Origin of the sequence: Shewanella oncorhynchi (genome assembly GCF_012584455.1) — a bacterium.
GTDB classification, from domain to species: Bacteria; Pseudomonadota; Gammaproteobacteria; order Enterobacterales; family Shewanellaceae; genus Shewanella; species Shewanella oncorhynchi.
In genome coordinates this window covers 201011-217657 of the sequence record NZ_JABAEB010000008.1, presented here as the reverse complement: position 1 = coordinate 217657, position 16647 = coordinate 201011, and the positions used below count along the sequence as shown (strand labels likewise).

Annotated in this window: 13 protein-coding genes; 9 read left to right on the top strand and 4 right to left on the bottom strand. The window is 40.2% G+C overall.

Annotated features, from left to right (window positions below; translation table 11 throughout):
* Positions 1–46: 46 nt before the first annotated feature.
* The 4 genes from HGO26_RS14585 to speFL form a co-directional block, all read right to left on the bottom strand.
* Positions 47–1201, bottom strand: a complete 1155-nt coding sequence (locus HGO26_RS14585) for a porin (RefSeq protein WP_168826031.1) — start codon at positions 1199–1201, stop codon at positions 47–49.
* 124 nt (positions 1202–1325) lie between these two features.
* On the bottom strand, positions 1326–2645 hold the full coding sequence (potE, locus tag HGO26_RS14580) for a putrescine-ornithine antiporter (protein ID WP_105250509.1): 1320 nt from the start codon (positions 2643–2645) through the stop codon (positions 1326–1328).
* An 86-nt stretch (positions 2646–2731) separates the two neighbouring features.
* Positions 2732–4894 (bottom strand): ornithine decarboxylase SpeF, encoded by a 2163-nt coding sequence (gene speF / locus HGO26_RS14575; protein WP_105250508.1) that lies wholly within the window; start codon positions 4892–4894, stop codon positions 2732–2734.
* A 321-nt stretch (positions 4895–5215) separates the two neighbouring features.
* Positions 5216–5299 (bottom strand): leader peptide SpeFL, encoded by an 84-nt coding sequence (speFL, locus tag HGO26_RS22565; RefSeq protein WP_224022194.1) that lies wholly within the window; start codon positions 5297–5299, stop codon positions 5216–5218.
* 503 nt (positions 5300–5802) lie between these two features.
* Here speFL and HGO26_RS14565 point away from each other — a divergent pair.
* The 9 genes from HGO26_RS14565 (at position 5803) to HGO26_RS22530 (ending at position 16618) form a co-directional block, all read left to right on the top strand.
* Positions 5803–6345, top strand: coding sequence for a YbhB/YbcL family Raf kinase inhibitor-like protein (locus tag HGO26_RS14565; RefSeq protein WP_168826029.1), 543 nt, complete (start codon positions 5803–5805; stop codon positions 6343–6345).
* 24 nt (positions 6346–6369) lie between these two features.
* Complete coding sequence (locus HGO26_RS14560) at positions 6370–7128, top strand: helix-turn-helix transcriptional regulator (RefSeq protein ID WP_168826027.1); 759 nt, start codon at positions 6370–6372, stop codon at positions 7126–7128.
* A 49-nt stretch (positions 7129–7177) separates the two neighbouring features.
* A complete protein-coding gene (locus HGO26_RS14555) occupies positions 7178–7528 on the top strand; it encodes a YkvA family protein (RefSeq protein WP_168826089.1) in 351 nt (116 codons plus the stop codon).
* A gap of 200 nt (positions 7529–7728) precedes the next feature.
* Entirely contained in the window at positions 7729–9126 is a 1398-nt protein-coding gene (locus tag HGO26_RS14550; RefSeq protein ID WP_168826026.1) for a hypothetical protein, read from the top strand.
* Positions 9127–9128: 2 nt separating this feature from the next.
* Positions 9129–10166, top strand: a complete 1038-nt coding sequence (locus tag HGO26_RS14545) for an acyltransferase family protein (protein WP_113941433.1) — start codon at positions 9129–9131, stop codon at positions 10164–10166.
* Between the two features lie 97 nt (positions 10167–10263).
* Positions 10264–10869 carry a hypothetical protein gene (locus tag HGO26_RS14540; RefSeq protein WP_168826024.1) on the top strand — a complete coding sequence of 202 codons (606 nt, stop codon included), beginning with the start codon at positions 10264–10266 and terminating at the stop codon, positions 10867–10869.
* Between the two features lie 583 nt (positions 10870–11452).
* Positions 11453–12673 (top strand): EAL and HDOD domain-containing protein, encoded by a 1221-nt coding sequence (locus tag HGO26_RS14535; protein WP_168826022.1) that lies wholly within the window; start codon positions 11453–11455, stop codon positions 12671–12673.
* 32 nt (positions 12674–12705) lie between these two features.
* Entirely contained in the window at positions 12706–15375 is a 2670-nt protein-coding gene (locus tag HGO26_RS14530) for a hybrid sensor histidine kinase/response regulator (RefSeq protein WP_168826020.1), read from the top strand.
* Positions 15368–16618 carry a response regulator gene (locus tag HGO26_RS22530; protein ID WP_168826018.1) on the top strand — a complete coding sequence of 417 codons (1251 nt, stop codon included), beginning with the start codon at positions 15368–15370 and terminating at the stop codon, positions 16616–16618. The genes HGO26_RS14530 and HGO26_RS22530 overlap by 8 nt, the downstream gene beginning before the upstream one ends.
* Positions 16619–16647: the final 29 nt, after the last annotated feature.

Sequence of the window (16647 nt, the reverse complement as noted above, 5' to 3'; positions counted from 1 at the left end):
AGTAGAATGAGCGCTTTAGAAACCTTAGCTAACATCTCCTTTAGTCCTAAAAAAAGTAGTTGATCCCCACTGCGAAGCTGTTGTCTTCCTGTGCTTCGAGTGCAGGATCATCCATATCACTGAAATCTAGCTTCATCTCGGCAAACATCACAGTGTCGTTACTGTAGCGATAATGCAGTCCCAGCATGGCAAATTGGCGAGTCCATTTACCTTGGATAGGCGTAGTTGCATCTGTGTCTAAATCTAAATAACTGAGTACAACCATGGGCACAAAACCGTTGTCGAATTGATAGGCCGTCATCAACTCGGCACCAGTGGCGTCGTAGAGATCGCCGTTGACCAGTTCATTATTTTTACTTTTGTGAGCGTTAAAGCCCACATAGAGACCGTTGGCCTCACGTCCTTCGGCATAGTGATAGTAGTCACCATACATGGCACCAATGCCGACAATTTCATTGGTTTCATCGACTTGAGTGTTGCCTAAGTGGCCTTCAAAATCACCGCGGTTAAAACCTGCGAGTAGCTTAAATTTATCGGTTACCGCATAAGTGATACTGGCGCCGTAGCTGCTGTCAAAACTCAGTTCTGAGTTGGTCATCTCGCTACCATCATCGTTCTTTAGGCTGACATCACCATTGGTTTTGGCGGCATATTGCAGGGCGATTTGTACTGGGCCTAAATTATTACGGTAAATGAAGGCGGAATCGGCACGACCTGTACCTGTGAGGCTGCCATCACCGAAGGTGTAAGCGCCAACGCTGTAACCTGCAAATACGTTCGGTAAATCTGTAGTGCCTGCGACATCGTAATAGGCGCCCCATTGTTTACCGAAACTCAGGTTGCCCCATGTATCATGGGACATGCCAACATAACCTAAGCGGTTATAGAGAAAATCATCGGTTTTTTCGGCGGCGAGTTTGCCCCCTTGCATCACTAGCCCATCATCGCTGGAGACCATGTTGATCCCCCATTCTGTGGTAGCAAAAGCGGTCCAGCCATTTTTCTCGCTGCGCTCGAAGCTGAATCTTAGGCGTGATGAGTCGTCGATAACTGAAGTATCGTGGCTGTCATTTAATGCTGCAAACCCTAACCAACCCGTTAAATCTAAGGTGTTTTTTTGATCTTTATAGAGCTCTACCGCCTGACTGCTGGTGGCCGTTAATAGCATAGGTAACACTAAAGCGAGACAAGTCTTATTCATAAATCCCCCGATAATGAGCAAGTATTCTTCAGGGGATCATAGGCTTGGCCTATGATCCCTGAGTTATCGTTAGTCTTGATGTGGATGTTGGTATTAATTGTTTCCGAGCATGCGTTAGTCGTATTTAGGCTGGACGTGTGTCGGCAACAGGCGCTTGGTTAGAGATCACGCCGAAAATTGTCCAACCGAAGAAGGTGGCTATGGCGCCAAGCATCACTGCGGTTTCGCCTGAGCTGTACAGAGCGTAGAAGCTATATAACGCACCAATTACGGCGATCACGTTGGCAACGCGGGCTTTATTGATAGGTACTTTTTGCTGTCTTTGCATTATGCCAAGCGCGGCCATAGATAAGATATAAGGCACAATGTTGGTGACGACGGCGAGGTTAACGAGTGCTTCGAACTGTTTGCTCAGTGATGGGCTAATGGTCATCAGCGATAGTGCTGTTTGGATCGAGACGATAATAGTCATGCCCCAGATTGGCGCATCGGCTTTGCTGACTTTAGAGAAAATTTTCGGAAAAAATCCTTCATCGGCAGAGGCTTTAAACACTTGGGCAATAGTGAACTGCCAACCTAAGAGTGATCCAGTACAGGAGATAATGGCGCAGGCCATCACGATTTTACCGACTACTGGATTAAACATTTGTGCAAAGGCTAAACCGAATGGCGCATTCGACATGGCAAGCTCGGCATTTGGCACAATACCGGCAATGACGTTAGTGGAAACGATATAAATCACTGCTGCACCTAAGGTACCGCCCATCACGGCGATAGGTACGTTTTTTTCTGGGTTATCGACGGCTTCTGAGTTTGCACAGGCCGATTCTAAACCGAGGAACGCCCACAAAGTCATAGCGATAGAACCGCCTAACGCTTTGAAGAATGGCATATCATGCGGGTTCCATGCACCTTTATAGAGGTCGATGTCAAACCAGAACCAACCAATTAAAGATACGCCAATCACAGGCAGAATAATCCCCCACACAGTCACGCTACTGACGCGACCCGTGATGCGGGCACCACCGAAGTTAGCAATGGTTGCCAACCAAAGTACGCCAATGGTCGCAAGACAAATTGCCATCGGGCTTAAGTTAACTTCCAGCAACACGGCAGCGTAACCCACGGCAGAGATGGCAATCGCGACGTTGGCGATTAACAGCGAGACGGCATAGGTGTAGTTGGCCATAAAGTTGCCAGAACGGCCGAAGGCATACTCGGCATAACCGCCCATACCACCGGATTTTTTACTGAACATACCGCACTTAGCAAAGGCGAAGGCGAGGGCCGTTGACCCTGCTGCTGTTACTAACCAAGATAAAATGGAGATAGTACCGACTTGAGCTAATTGGGTTGGCAGCATAATAATGCCCGAACCCATCATGTTGACTATGGTGATAATAGTTAATTGGACGACGCCAATTTTATTTTCTGATTTACTCATACTAATAACCTAATTTAGGTGACTTATTATAGGAGGCATGAATTTGACTGCAGAGTGGGGTTAATAAACTCTGCAGTCAGTCTTCATTATTTATTTAGTACATAGCCCATTGCTTGAATTTTGCCGTCTGCGGTATTTTCGAGATAAACACCTTGCAGTTCTGGTGAGAATCCAGGTAATAGGTTGATGCCTTCTTCAAGGGCAAGGAAATAACGCTGAACAGAACCGCCCCATATTTCACCTGGCACCATACATAACACGCCTGGTGGGTAAGGGAGTGCGCCTTCTGCTGCAATTCTTCCTTCAATTTGCGAGAGTGGGACTAATTCTACTTTGCCACGAATAAACTCTAGGTTTGCTTCCTGCGGGTCCATCACTTTTGTAGGGAAATGCGCTTTACGGAACATTTCTTTCTGCAGTTGTTTTACGTCATGGCTGACATAAAGATTGTGCATTTCTTGGCAGAGTTGACGGATAGAATAGTCTTTATAACGGGCTTTATTGGCGTTATAAACGTTAGGTAATACTTCAGATAATGGCGCATCTTCATCGACTAATTTCTCGAAACGAGATATTTGTGATACCAGATGTTGCATCTTGGCCATATCTTCCGCAGGTGTCATTAGGAATAAAATCGAATTCAAGTCGCACTTCTCTGGAATAATATTATTTTCCCGTAAGAAGTTAGCCAGAATAGTCGCTGGAATACCAAATTCGGTATATTTGCCTGTTTCAGCATCTATGCCCGGTGTTGTTAATAAGAACTTACAAGGGTCAACAAAGTATTGGCCTTTTTCATAACCTTCGAAGGAGTGCCATTTCTGACCAGGTTCGAATTCGAAGAAACGTAAGTCATCGGCCATTTGTTCGGTTTCATAGTCTTGCCATAGGCGGCCGTCGATCATTGTTGGCACGAATGGCTTGATATATTTACACTTTTTGAGCAATAGCTTACGTGCTTCGATACCCGCTTTTACCGCTTCGCGCCACAGATAACGACCGCTTGCGCCTTCATGCATTTTCGCGTTTACATCTAGCGCCGCAAATAAAGGATAGAAGGGACTGGTAGAGGCATGCATCATAAAGGCGTTGTTGAAGCGTTTATGGTTGCAATATCTATCTTGGCCTTTGATATGTTTATCTTTTTTATGGATTTGCGAGGTTTGTGAGAAACCCGCCTGCTGTTTATGTACCGACTGAGTCACGATAATGCCTGGATCTTCAGCAGTCAGTTCGAGCAAGAGTGGTGAGCAGTCATTCATCATAGGGATGAACTGTTCATAACCCACCCAAGCAGAGTCAAATAAGACATAGTCACAAAGATGACCAATTTTATCAATCACTTGGCGAGCATTGTAAATGGTGCCGTCATAGGTGCCGAGTTGGATTATCGCCAAGCGGAACGGGCGTTTTTCATCGGCTCTTTCTGGCGCGACTTCACGAATTTGCTCTCTTAAATAGGACTCTTGGAAACAGTGGGCATCAATGCCACCAATAAATCCGAAGGGATTACGTGCCGTTTCTAAATAAACAGGTGTAGCACCTGCTTGAATTAATGCGCCATGGTGGTTTGATTTGTGGTTATTGCGGTCGAATAACACGAGGTCGCCTTTCGCTAACAGTGCATTAGTCGCGACTTTATTTGATGACGAAGTGCCGTTAAGTACGAAATAGGTTTTATCGGCATTAAAAACTTTGGCAGCGTATTTCTGTGCTTCCAGTGGAGCGCCTTCATGGATCAGTAAATCACCCAGTTTCACGTCGGCATTACACATATCCGCACGGAAAATTGTTTCGCCAAAAAAGTCGAAGAATTGGCGACCCACTGGGTGTTTACGGAAGAATTGTCCGCCTTGGTGACCAGGACAAGCAAAGGTAGAGTTACCCATTTCGACGTATTTTTTTAACGTACCGAAGAAAGGTGGCAATAGCGCTTGTTCATATTTACTTATTGCAGTCTCAACCTGTTTTCCGTAGAAGTCAGTGTTATCACCGCAAAGTTCAAATACCCCTGTAATCGATGAGCAAACATCATCAGGGAAGGTTTCTTCACAGCAAACTGAAACGAAAATGGGCAGTTTCAATCCGGTGTTTTTAATCTTTTCAACAATACCATTTCTAACATCATCAACAGAGACGACAGCCGCGCCCACATCGCAAAAATCTGTGGTTAATACATTGACAACTTCTCTGTCGATATCGAAACAAGATCTAACAGATAAGCTAGCGGCTACTTTTAATGATTTCATAGTTAATTTCCCTTTTACTTTATAAAAAATAGATACAAGTGTGCCTATACCTAATTAAAAACATTAATGGTATGAAAATTAGATATAGCTATTCCGTGCGCAGATTAAATGTGGTTATGCCAAAGTTACGAAATAAATATAAGTAGAAATATATTTATTGAGCGTATGAATAGCTTAGCCGCAGTAAAACTGCACTGATAAAAGAATGCTTTGATTAAGGTGTTAGATAATAAACCAAATGAAAACAGTACGATAAGTGTTTGCGCCTATTAGGGCAATAGCACTTTAGACTTGTTAATTGGCCTACTACCTACGCTAAGGTTAGCGGAGGAAGATAAAGGAGTGATCGAAATAGTCACGTTGACTAGGCATCATGATATGCCGTGTGCGCCTGATATGCGCCATAATTTTAGATTTCCTCTTCATATACGACTCCATTATGACTTAGAGAAAATGGTTAGTTTTTTATTACGTAATGAAGTTTATATGCGAGTTATAAATAAAATCATGACCTATGTCTTATTTTTAAATAATTAGCACGTCAATTTAACTTAATTTATCGATATTAAATGGAGTCAATCATGCTTAAGTATCTTTATCTAAATTATGAAAGTAAATATTGTCAGAATTATTTAAATAATATTATTTGCATAAAATATCTTATTTCAAATATCTAATCTTAATTTAAAGGCTGCTGTAATCATCATTCTGATTTATACCGCATTCCATATTTGCATTGTTATGCAGATATTTTCGTTACAAAATCATCCTTCTGCTTGAAAAATGCAAAAATGATAACTTTTTTCTCACATTTGAGCATTTGGGGCAGAAAGTTGTCGTTTTAGGGCAGATGTTATTTTTTTGATTGACGTAAAGTGAGTCAGGTCGAACATGAATAGGAGATAGACATGAATAAAGGGTGGTTAGGGGCGAGTTTAATGCTTGGGTTATTCGTTGGACAAGCAAGTGCTATGACATTAACGAGCAAAGATATGAGCGAGGGCAATAAACTGACATCGCAATTAGTGTTTAATGGCTTTGGTTGCCAAGGGGAAAATACTTCACCGCAACTGACTTGGACTGAGGTGCCCACAGGAACTAAAGCATTTGCAGTGACAGCTTATGATCCTGATGCGCCAACGGGCAGCGGTTGGTGGCACTGGGCCGTTTATAACTTACCCGTAGCGCAAACTTCGCTCGCACAAGGTGCGGGCTCGCATGTTGATGCACTGCCCAAAGGTGCCATTGCCTTGAAGAACGATTTTGGTACTACAAATTTTGGTGGCGCATGCCCGCCCCAAGGTCATGGTGTTCACAGGTACGAATTTACTGTGTGGGCATTACCCAGTGCTTTAGAATTGCCAAAGGATGCTAGTCCTGCCTTATTGGGCTTTATGCTCAGGGCACAAGCGCTCGGCAACGCCAAGTTGACTGCGGTATATAATCAATAATCCATTGATAATTAGGCTGGTGTCATGATCCGTATGTTTGAATATGATTCGAAGCAGGCACAATCTTTATCTCAAGTCCCTGTACATCAGCCGTCGATTATTCGGGTTATCTATGGTGAAAAGTCTCTGCTCTGGCAAGATGAATCTGTTTTAGTAGGCCAAGGGCAGTTACTGTTAATTCCTGCTGGTTCGCATATTAGCTTTGTTAATCGACCTTTTCTTGGGCGTTATCGGGCGGTGCAGTTATTACTCCCCCACGATTTACCCCAAGGTATTTTATCAAGTGCTACCGATTGGCGTGACCCTATGCCAGTCCAAAACATATCACGCGCTGTGGACTTAGCTTGGAATGCGTTATTACAGAGTTTGACCTTGTCTCTGGCCGATCCTGTTCAACTGCATTATTTGGCCGCGTTACTGTTAAGTTTGCCGGATAAACGCAGTGTGAACTGGTTGTATGGACACACCCAACGCAGCGTGACTCAAGCGGCCTTGGCCTTGATGAGTGTGAGTCCTTCGGCGTCATGGCAGCAGGAGGATATTGCCGACAAGTTACACATGAGCACGGCAAGCCTTAGGCGTAAATTGGCCTTAGAAGACACCAGTTTTAGGCAGTTACTGGCAGAAGTGCGGCTTTGCCATGGTTTAGCCATGTTGCAAAATTCGAGCGAGCCAGTATTACAAGTGGCTTTGGCCTGTGGTTATCAATCTGCGGAAAAGTTTTCCTTACGTTTTAAGCAACAATTTGGCCTGACCCCTGCGGCTTATCGTCGTACACTGTGAAGTGGCATGGGTGTATACCCAAACAACTTTAGGGTATTGGAGAAATATGATGGCGGATGAGCAATTTACTGACAGCGGATTTTGGAACAAGATCAAACTCTTTAGCCGTCAAGCAGGTAGAGAGGTCATCGAGCGGGCACTATGGCTTTATTATGCAGCGCAACAACCCAATACGCCTAAGTGGGCTAAGTCAGTCATCTACGGCGCGTTAGCGTATTTTGTTTTGCCTTTAGATGCGATTCCCGATCTGACTCCTTTAGTTGGCTTTACCGATGATTTAGGTGCCCTTGCCGCTGCCCTGACTATGGTGACCCTATATATCGATGATGAAGTGAAATCCCTTGCGGCGGATAAACTCGCACTGTGGTTTGGAGATAAGCCGAGCGAACCTAAGACTTAAACCTATTGCCTTTAGCGAACGCAATCGCCTAAGTGATGCAAAATTGTGCTAAAAATATGATTTCATTAGGAGTCGTTGATTTGGTTTTGACTGAGATTTTCTGGGGTAAAAATATTTTTTTGCAAATGTTTCACTATTGCTTGATTGCGCTATATGCTAGCGCTGTTTTGTAAACCCCTTGTGTTTGTTTAGGCAGATAAATGAAAAATATTATGGTAGTGATCCTATGGCTTTTAGGTGTCTCTGCCGCTACCCCCGCGTTTGCCGATGAGGCCTCTCCGGAACAACTCGCCCGTCTTTACCTCGATTTTATGGCAAAGAATAGTCGCCAGAGCGAAGCTTTGTGGCCTGGTTTTCGCCTTGAAGATAAAGTACACCTCTTTAGTTATGGTGGTAATGTCTGGCTTCGACAGCCTGGTGGCGAAATAATCCAAGATAACAGTGTGTTAGAGTCGGTCAATCTGCACTCTGGTCTATCGGTGAGTTTCGGCTTTCCGCAATATAATGGCCAGCCAGGCGTATTGATCCAGCTCGAAGTGCCTAACATCCAATTTACTCGCGACACTAAGCCAACGGATTTAGCTTTTTTAATCTGGGCGAGCAATGGCTTGCATGAAGCCTTCCATTTTTATGCCCAATCCGAATGGCGAGTATTAGAAGACGGTAAGCGTTATGAGGGCGAGGTCTTTCCGCTCAACTTCGATGCTCGCTATTATCGTTTACAGTTATTTGATGCCTTAATGGCGGCGCTGGCACAACCCGAGCAACAGTCATTACACCTTAGCTATGCAGCCTATTGGTTGCAGCAATGGCGCCAAATTGCGCCGAATGAAGATAAAGTCGGTTACATCAATGATCTTGTTGAAGGCAGCGCTAAGTATGTGGAATTGGTCGCTGGTGCGCGTGTGTTGAGTCAAAATCAAACTTTACTGGGTTATCAGCAAATACTGACAAAATATGTGTATGACTATTATCAACAGCAGAAGATGTGGGTTGGTTGGACGGCTGAGGCGGCAAATATTGGCGCTCTGGCGGGCATATTGTTGGATAGCACTCAAGACCCTTATGTGTGGAAAGAGTCGGTCATGTCGGGTATGTTACCTGTGGATTTACTACTGAACCGCGTAAAGCCTGTATCCCCGCTAGACAAGAAAGACGCTAAACAAAAGAAACAGCTGCAGGAGATGCTAGCGTATTACCCTGCCACTCAAGCAAAATTGTCTCAGTTGTTGTTGAATGTGCAGGATCCAAAAGTGCCGTTATTGGTTATGCCGAGCGTGAGCGATAGCAGCAGTTTTATCGATGTGGGTGACGTACGTTCTGGCTTTTATGTGGTGCCCTATCAAGAGGAAGTGACTCAAGCTTATTTAGGGATGAGTGCGCAATTTAGTAACTTGTCAGTGAGTGGCAGTCCATTACTTGATGTTCCGGTACAAAATTTTTGTGAGGGCATTGAGGCGGCAACTCTGTTACCTTTAGCATTCCCCTTTCAGCGTGAGGGTCAGTATCTGGTATTCAACGAAGCGGAAGTCCATGGAACTATTAGGGTTTCTGCGAGTGTTGTTGATGGAAGAACCCTCTACTGTGCGATGAATTAATAATGAGAAAAAATCAGCTCGAATTTACCTACATGCGTGGCATTGCGATTATCTTTATCGTGCTTGGCCACAGTATTTACAACTCTGGTGAAGGTTTCCCGCTGTTGCTGGAAAATCTATTGCGTGGTGGCACGGCGTTATTTGTGTTTATCTCGGGATACTTTTTCCACCGCATTTTTTATAAGGATTTCGACTACAGCAAGTTTATGAAGAACAAAGTACAAAACGTACTTTATCCTTTTTTAGTTGTGTCATTAATTGGTCTATTTTGTTTGTGTTTGCGCTGGATATTTATGGAGCATCAGCCGCTCGATAATGTCTTGCTGAGTATTTTTTATACTGTGCGTAACGGTTATATTCTGTATCCGCACTGGTACATTCCCTTCATCATGGCGGTGTTTTTATTCTCGCCGATTTTTTTATGGTTTATCCGTTGCTCGCAGCAGATGCGTTGGACACTATTTGTACTGAGTTGTGTGGTAGCAATTCTGTTGCATAGACCTATAGGTAACGTCAATTTTATTCACTCAGTCGTGTATTTTGTACCTTTCTACTTGATTGGTATTTTATATTCGCAAGATGAACATATTGTGACGCGCTTTGGCTCTATTTTCACCGCACTAGCGATGATTTTTTTAGTGGTTAGCTTAGTCGAACAAACTTACATAGTGCAGCATATTGGTAACTATCATAAGGCACCATTTGAGTACAACGGTATCGATTGGCAGTTTATTCAGAAACTTTGTTTATGTGTATTAGTACTGAATTTCTGTGAATGGTTGTCGGGACGAAGTCGTTTGCCTTGGTTAGTCGAAGTCGCCGAGATGAGTTTTGCAATTTTCTTTATTCATCCACTCTTCGATATGCTATTTAACACGGCTGCAACCGTAATGCGTTTCCGCTTCCCACCAGGTTCTGCTGTGACTAGCGTGCTCTTTTCCGCTGGGATTTTCATTTTCATGATGGTAGGCAGTATTATGACGGCTCGCTTTATCAAAAAGCGTCTGGGTAATCGATCGCGTACTTATATCGGCTGGTAATCACTTTGGTTTATCATCACTAACACTAGGTGAAATTCAGTTTGAATTTATTTCCTAGTGTTAGGGTGTTTTCCATCTAAAAAAAGTGGAGAACATAATGAATCCCAACATTACCCTACCGAGCCTCGGGCTTATCAGTTTGTCTTTTATCGCGTTGCCATCCATCGCTGCTCAAGTTGAGTCGCTATCCACCAAGACGCAAAATACTTTTTTCGCACAAATAGCGGCCCATTGTGGCCAAGCCTTTGCGGGAAAAGTGGTATCGGGTGACAGTGCCGATTCAGCCTTTAGCGGTAAGTCGTTAATTATGCACGTGCGTGAATGTAGCGACACTGAGCTTAAGATCCCGTTCCATGTGGGTGATGACCACTCGCGTACTTGGGTGCTGACTAAAACGCAGCAAGGACTTAAGTTGAAGCACGACCATCGCCATCATGATGGAAGTGAAGATGCTGTGACCATGTATGGCGGCGACACTATGAATGATGGGACAGTACAGAAACAATCATTTCCAATTGATAGGGAATCTATCGATAACTTCGTTAAGAATGGGCTAACCCAGTCGATCACGAATGTGTGGCACATGGAAATTACGCCAACGATTTTTAGTTACCAACTCACGCGAGAACAACGCAATTTTAAAGTCGATTTTGATCTTACCCAGCCAGTAGCATTACCACCCAAACCTTGGGGACACGACTAGTGTTGTTATCAAGCTAGCTCAAAATGGTGTTCATCACCTGCTTATGTTGCCCGTTTATGTGGATAACGACACTACACGGGCTCAGCCTCGCATCAAATCCAGTCAAATCGTTGTGACATCCTCGCCAGCAAACCCTAGTGCGGTAAGTTCTTCATCTAGTATCACTGCTATGTAATGACGCCATTAACTGGCAATAAGCCAATAAGCCAATAAGCCAATAAGTCCATTATGTCTAAAAGGATTAATAATAGTTTTTTTCAGTTTTAACTGTTCATTTTACTCATTTTATTTCGTTGCTGGGTACTAGAATAGCGGTTCATTTAATACTTAATTTTTATGGATAAACAAGATAGTCATACCTCAAAATAGGTATTTATATCTTGAGTATGATTTCTTAAATATTCACCTAAATTAAGTATAAATCTGAGATTTAAACCGGATTTAATCACTACTTCTGCTAATTTATAGTCTAGGCTAGAAAAGTGCAGTTGAAAGATGGGGCACCTAGGTCTAGACTGAAAAATTAAAGGACTGATTCACTAATGATTATAAAGTTAAGTGACCCAAAGGGAAGAGGTGAACTATGCGCTTTTATATGGCAAGACAGCCTATACTGAATAGAAATAAAAACGTTGTTGCTTATGAGTTGCTCTTTAGAAATAGCCGGGATAACTATTTTCCACAGGGTGTTACAGACAATGTTGCTACAGCTAAAGTGTTTGTAAATAGTTATTTAAGTATGGATCTAGAGGATTTAACCGAAGGGAAGCCAGCATTAATTAATTTTCCATCTCATTTCTTGCGAGACCATTTGTTATACATGTTTCCATACAAAAATATTATTGTTGAGGTATTGGAAACTGTTAGCCCAAGCGAGGATAACTTTATTTTAATTAAAGAGTTATTTAACTTGGGTTATTATCTTGCTTTAGATGACTTTGTTTATTCTCCTGAGTGGGAACGTTTTTTTCCTTTTTTTAAACTTATAAAAATTGATATAATTTCAACGCCTTTAGATAGTGTTTCTCATCTGATCCCTAAATTTAGACAGTATAATTTAAAACTACTTGCAGAGAAAGTTGAAACATTGGAAGAGTATAGGCTAGCTAAGTCACTCGGTTTTGATTATTTTCAAGGTTATTATTTTTATAAGCCAGAACTCATAGAGGGGAGTGAAATAGGTGCTACACAACATTTTGTTATGTCTATTTACAATGAGGTTTTTAAGTCTGATTTTAGTTATAAAAAACTTGAACATTATTTTTCTCAAGATTTAGATCTTACCTATAAATTACTAAGGTATGTCAATTCAAGTCAGTTTGAGCATGTGAATGAATTTACCTCAATTAAGCAGACTATGATTTTTTTAGGTGAAAATAAACTTCGTAAGTTTGTCAGTCTCATTATTTTGGCTGAACTTAATCCCAATAAACCAGTTGTGTTAATTAATAATACTATAATCAGGGCTCGGTTATGTGAAGAGTTAATATCATTAATGGGATTTCCTTTGTTGAAAGAGTCAGCATTTTTGACTGGATTATTATCTACTTTAGATGCCATTTTAGATAAGCCGATGAACAGAGCGATAGAGCCGCTTCCTCTTGAACAGCAAATAAAGCGTGCTTTACTTAATAATCATGGATATTTAGCTCATTGTTTACAACTTACTCTGGCGTATATGAAAGGTGATTGGGTTACTGTCGATTATTTCATTGGTAATTATAATATTGATCCTGAGAGGCTCATCTCTGCGTGTGATAAAGTGTATAGCTGGTTTAATCAGTATAAAAATTCAGTTCAGTAGTAATGAATGCTAGTTTGCAATAAGGATATGCGATGATGAATGGTATTGATTTAGACTTGTTTGATTCTTGTGCATTTATGTTATCACCTGAGGGGGAGTGGTTAGGCGAGAATCAAATTTTCTCAAATAATAATTTTTTAAAAAATGCCAAGAAAAAAATAATTCAGCATTTTGAAAAGATTAAACAGAATATCACGCCTAATGAATGCTTAATGATAGGAAGTAACTGTTTAAAGTTTAGCCTATTAAAGATGGCAAATAAAAATTTTATTGTGCTCTGTGTTGTAGAGCATGATGCGTCAATAACAAAAAATTTCGAGTATAGCCAATTTAGGTGTGAGAATCCTGCGGGTGATGACTCTAGATATCAGAAAATTACTTCAGATGGTGTTCTTGTCGTAAATAGTCTTGGTAATATTGATTTTATTGGTGGCGGGGTTAAATACCTTTTCCCATATTTACATTTTTATAATTACATTGGCAAGTCATTTTTTAGTTTAATTCAAGATATTGTTAGCTATGAGGTTGTTGGTAGAGATAATTATAGAATTATGAAGTGGTTTAGATATAAATGTGCAACTAATAAAAAAATATGTCTATCTTTTAAAACTAAATCAGGGTTGTATTTTGAGTATAGAGATTTCTTCCTTGATGATAGAACTCGGTTTGGGTTAATTATAGATGAATCTAAACGATATGAGAAAGAAAAAGTATTAATAGAGAAATGTTCAGAGCTGGAACAATTGAATAGCTTTAAAAGTGATTTTATTGCCACTCTAGGTCACGAGATTAGAACACCATTAAATGCAGTGCTAGGCTTAATTGAGCTCAGTTTAGGTAATGTAAGGGCACAGGATAAGAAGTTATTATCTGTCGCATTCAGTACTTCAAAACAAGTTTTATTACTCATTAATAGTATGTTGGATTTTAAAAAGACAAATGAGAGTAGTGCAGATGTTAAAAATGACTCGGTAGATGTTAGGTTGTTAGGCGAATTTGTTGTTGATGCGTTTAGCCTTCAAGCAGATAAAAAAGACATTAATTTAGACTTTTTTATGCCATTAAATTTTAATCGCAGGGTTATTTGTGATGAAGTTAAACTAAATCAAGTTATCTATAATTTAATCTCCAATTCAATTAAGTTTTCCAATAAAATTGACTCGTCGATTCTATTAGAAGTAGAAGTTCTGGAACAGTCATTCGAAAATGTAAAACTAAAGTTTTCTGTTATTGATAATGGTATCGGTTTAACTGAAGAGGAACAATCAAAAGTGTTCGGTAAGTATGAGCAGGCATCATCAAATTCTTACCGTCAGTATGGTGGTGTTGGCTTAGGACTATACATAAGTAAAAGTATATGTCGTTCAATGGGAAGTGACCTTCAGGTTATTAGTCGTATCGGTGATGGTAGCGTTTTCTATTTTGTTATTGATTTTGCTTTAGATAGTCACTTTACGGCGCATGATGTAAGCGGCTCCTATCGTTCTGATATTGATGCTTCAGTAACGGCATATACTAACAGTTCCATTTTTCACGAATCAGTTTCAAGATATTCCAAAGAGCTTGATTTCGAGTTGCTATATTTACCAAGTAATGAATTACTGGAATTTGAAACTGAAAGCTCAATACTTTTTATTGACTTGAATCAAAATGATATTATCTCAAAGAATGAATTTGTAACTAGTCTTTTTACAAGAAAAGAAAGAGTTGCAGAGTTGAGGAGAGTGTCACTTTCTAAGTTTAACTCCGACTACGAAGTGATTTCATATCCACCACTCAGAATTCAATCAGTAACTGATTTCGTTAATGTTAAAAATTATTTGAATATTATTGACGAGCAGGCTTCGGATAGTGCTGATTATAGTAATATTAGTGTGTTAGTTATTGATGATTGTCAAGAAAACTTATTTGTTATCGAAAAACAGTTATTATCTGTTGGAGTTATAGTTTCCTGTGTTCAAGATCCGATGCAAGCCATTGAGCTTTTTAAGACAAATAAATTTAATGTCGTTATTTCTGATGTGATAATGCCAACTATATCGGGCTCAGACCTCATTGGCGTCATTAGAGAGGTTGAAGGGTATCGGGAATTAGCGCCATCGATTATTGTGATGTTGACTGCTGATCATGGCGACATATGTAAAGATGAATGTTTGCAGGCTGGAGCAAATCGCGTACTTGTAAAGCCTCTGACATTGAATGATTTGATTGGCCTTTTAGATGAAGTAAAAGTCACTTTGTCAAATAATGCAAGTTTAAAAAAGTCTACAGTTAAATCTGATAATACTTCTTTTGATAATAGTTTTTTCTGTTGTGATGAAGCACCGCAGGAATTAGTGGATATCTTACAGATGGTCAACTTGTCAGATATATATAATTTTGTAGGTGAAGATATAAGCGATGAAGAGTTATCTATTTTTTTAGAGCAATATTATAGTAATTTACTTGTTAAGCGTGAAGCATTAAGGTCTGCAATTGTGGATAATGATCTTCGTATTATTACTGCAATTAGCCATACCCTTAAAAGTAATTCTCTTTACATAGGAGCAAAAAAATTAAATTTATCTTGCCAAGAACTAGAGCGTGTTTCGCGTAACAATGCTATTGATTACAAAGTTATCTTAAAATGTTGGCAAGAGGTTGATGATGATTTATTTGCGTTAATTGAGTTTTTTATGCAAAGGAGTAATGCTAGTGGATAGAGTCAATTTTGAGCATATCGTTCTCTATACGAACGACCAAGATAATGATAGATTATTGATAAGTGTTCTAATTCGTCACTTTTCTCGTATTCATGTGATTAAAACGAATGCTGAGCTTGTTGAGCAAATCAAACAATCAACCCCAAAAGTGATTCTTGTTGCTGCTGAAACTTTACAAGAAACTTTACTTATTTATTACGAAGCCATTGAGGAATTGCAGGCTGTAGAAATATGTGAGCATGCTGTTGTTTCTCTTATTCCAAAACATCAAGAAAGAGAAGCGTACGAGGCTTATCGTAGTGGTGTGATTAATGATTATTTAATCGCTAGGCCAATGTATGAAGTGCATAGAGCAATTATAATATGTACACATTTATTGCGGGAAATTGGGTTAAGAGGAAAATATAAAAAAGTAGAAGAGTTTGTAAATGTGCAAGATAACTACTCTTCGCATATCAAGGAGATTGTCCTTAAAGGTGTTCAGCGCAAGAAGGATTTAGAACATAGCTTTGAATTAAGTTTGATTGAAATCGAGCAATCATTAGATAAGGCAGAAGCGCACCTTGCAAGTAATAGAACCGCTGAGTTAGATCTGGCTTCATTGAAGAAGATATTATCATTTATTCGTTCTAATGAAATTAGACCAGCTTTGTTGAAACTACAAAGTAAGGCGTTGCACTTACTTGAACTTGTTGTTACTGATGTATCAAATGTGGCGATGGTCGCAGAAGCCCCTTTGCCAGAACAGGAGCATATTGAGGTTAGCAATAAGGCCGCTCCAACCGTGCCTGATACTAAATACACGTATAATCGATTGTATTCGGAGTCAAAAAATTCTCTTGTATCAGTTGAAGTTCCTATAGTACCAAAGATGTTAATTGTTGAGGATGATCACATTAGTTTGAATTTAACTATTATGCTTCTTAGAACGTATGCCATTGAACTTGATACATCATTGTCTGGACGTATGGCGTTAGATTTACTTTCTAAGAAAAAATATGACGTTATTTTAATGGACATAAATCTTCCTGATACTAATGGATTTTATATTATTAACCACATTAATAAGTCTAATGGAATAAATGCAATTACGCCCATTGTTATGTTGACTGGGAATAAAAATAAGTCATCAGTTCAGCAGGCAATAGCTGCAGGAGCTAAAGGTTACATTATCAAGCCACTATATAAGGATTCAATAATCAAGCTTTTTAGGAAGTATGATATTCCATTGCATTTGCGATAGTTCTATAGACATGGGTTTTAATAGTGCTT

Excerpts from the sequence above, each read along its gene's own strand:
- HGO26_RS14585 (WP_168826031.1), bottom strand. The coding sequence starts at position 1,201 with ATGAATAAGACTTGTCTCGCTTTAGTGTTACCTATGCTATTAACGGCC.
- potE (WP_105250509.1), bottom strand. The coding sequence starts at position 2,645 with ATGAGTAAATCAGAAAATAAAATTGGCGTCGTCCAATTAACTATTATC.
- speF (WP_105250508.1), bottom strand. The coding sequence starts at position 4,894 with ATGAAATCATTAAAAGTAGCCGCTAGCTTATCTGTTAGATCTTGTTTC.
- speFL (WP_224022194.1), bottom strand. The coding sequence starts at position 5,299 with ATGGCGCATATCAGGCGCACACGGCATATCATGATGCCTAGTCAACGT.
- HGO26_RS14565 (WP_168826029.1), top strand. The coding sequence starts at position 5,803 with ATGAATAAAGGGTGGTTAGGGGCGAGTTTAATGCTTGGGTTATTCGTT.
- HGO26_RS14560 (WP_168826027.1), top strand. The coding sequence starts at position 6,370 with ATGATCCGTATGTTTGAATATGATTCGAAGCAGGCACAATCTTTATCT.
- HGO26_RS14555 (WP_168826089.1), top strand. The coding sequence starts at position 7,178 with ATGGCGGATGAGCAATTTACTGACAGCGGATTTTGGAACAAGATCAAA.
- HGO26_RS14550 (WP_168826026.1), top strand. The coding sequence starts at position 7,729 with ATGAAAAATATTATGGTAGTGATCCTATGGCTTTTAGGTGTCTCTGCC.
- HGO26_RS14545 (WP_113941433.1), top strand. The coding sequence starts at position 9,129 with ATGAGAAAAAATCAGCTCGAATTTACCTACATGCGTGGCATTGCGATT.
- HGO26_RS14540 (WP_168826024.1), top strand. The coding sequence starts at position 10,264 with ATGAATCCCAACATTACCCTACCGAGCCTCGGGCTTATCAGTTTGTCT.
- HGO26_RS14535 (WP_168826022.1), top strand. The coding sequence starts at position 11,453 with ATGCGCTTTTATATGGCAAGACAGCCTATACTGAATAGAAATAAAAAC.
- HGO26_RS14530 (WP_168826020.1), top strand. The coding sequence starts at position 12,706 with ATGATGAATGGTATTGATTTAGACTTGTTTGATTCTTGTGCATTTATG.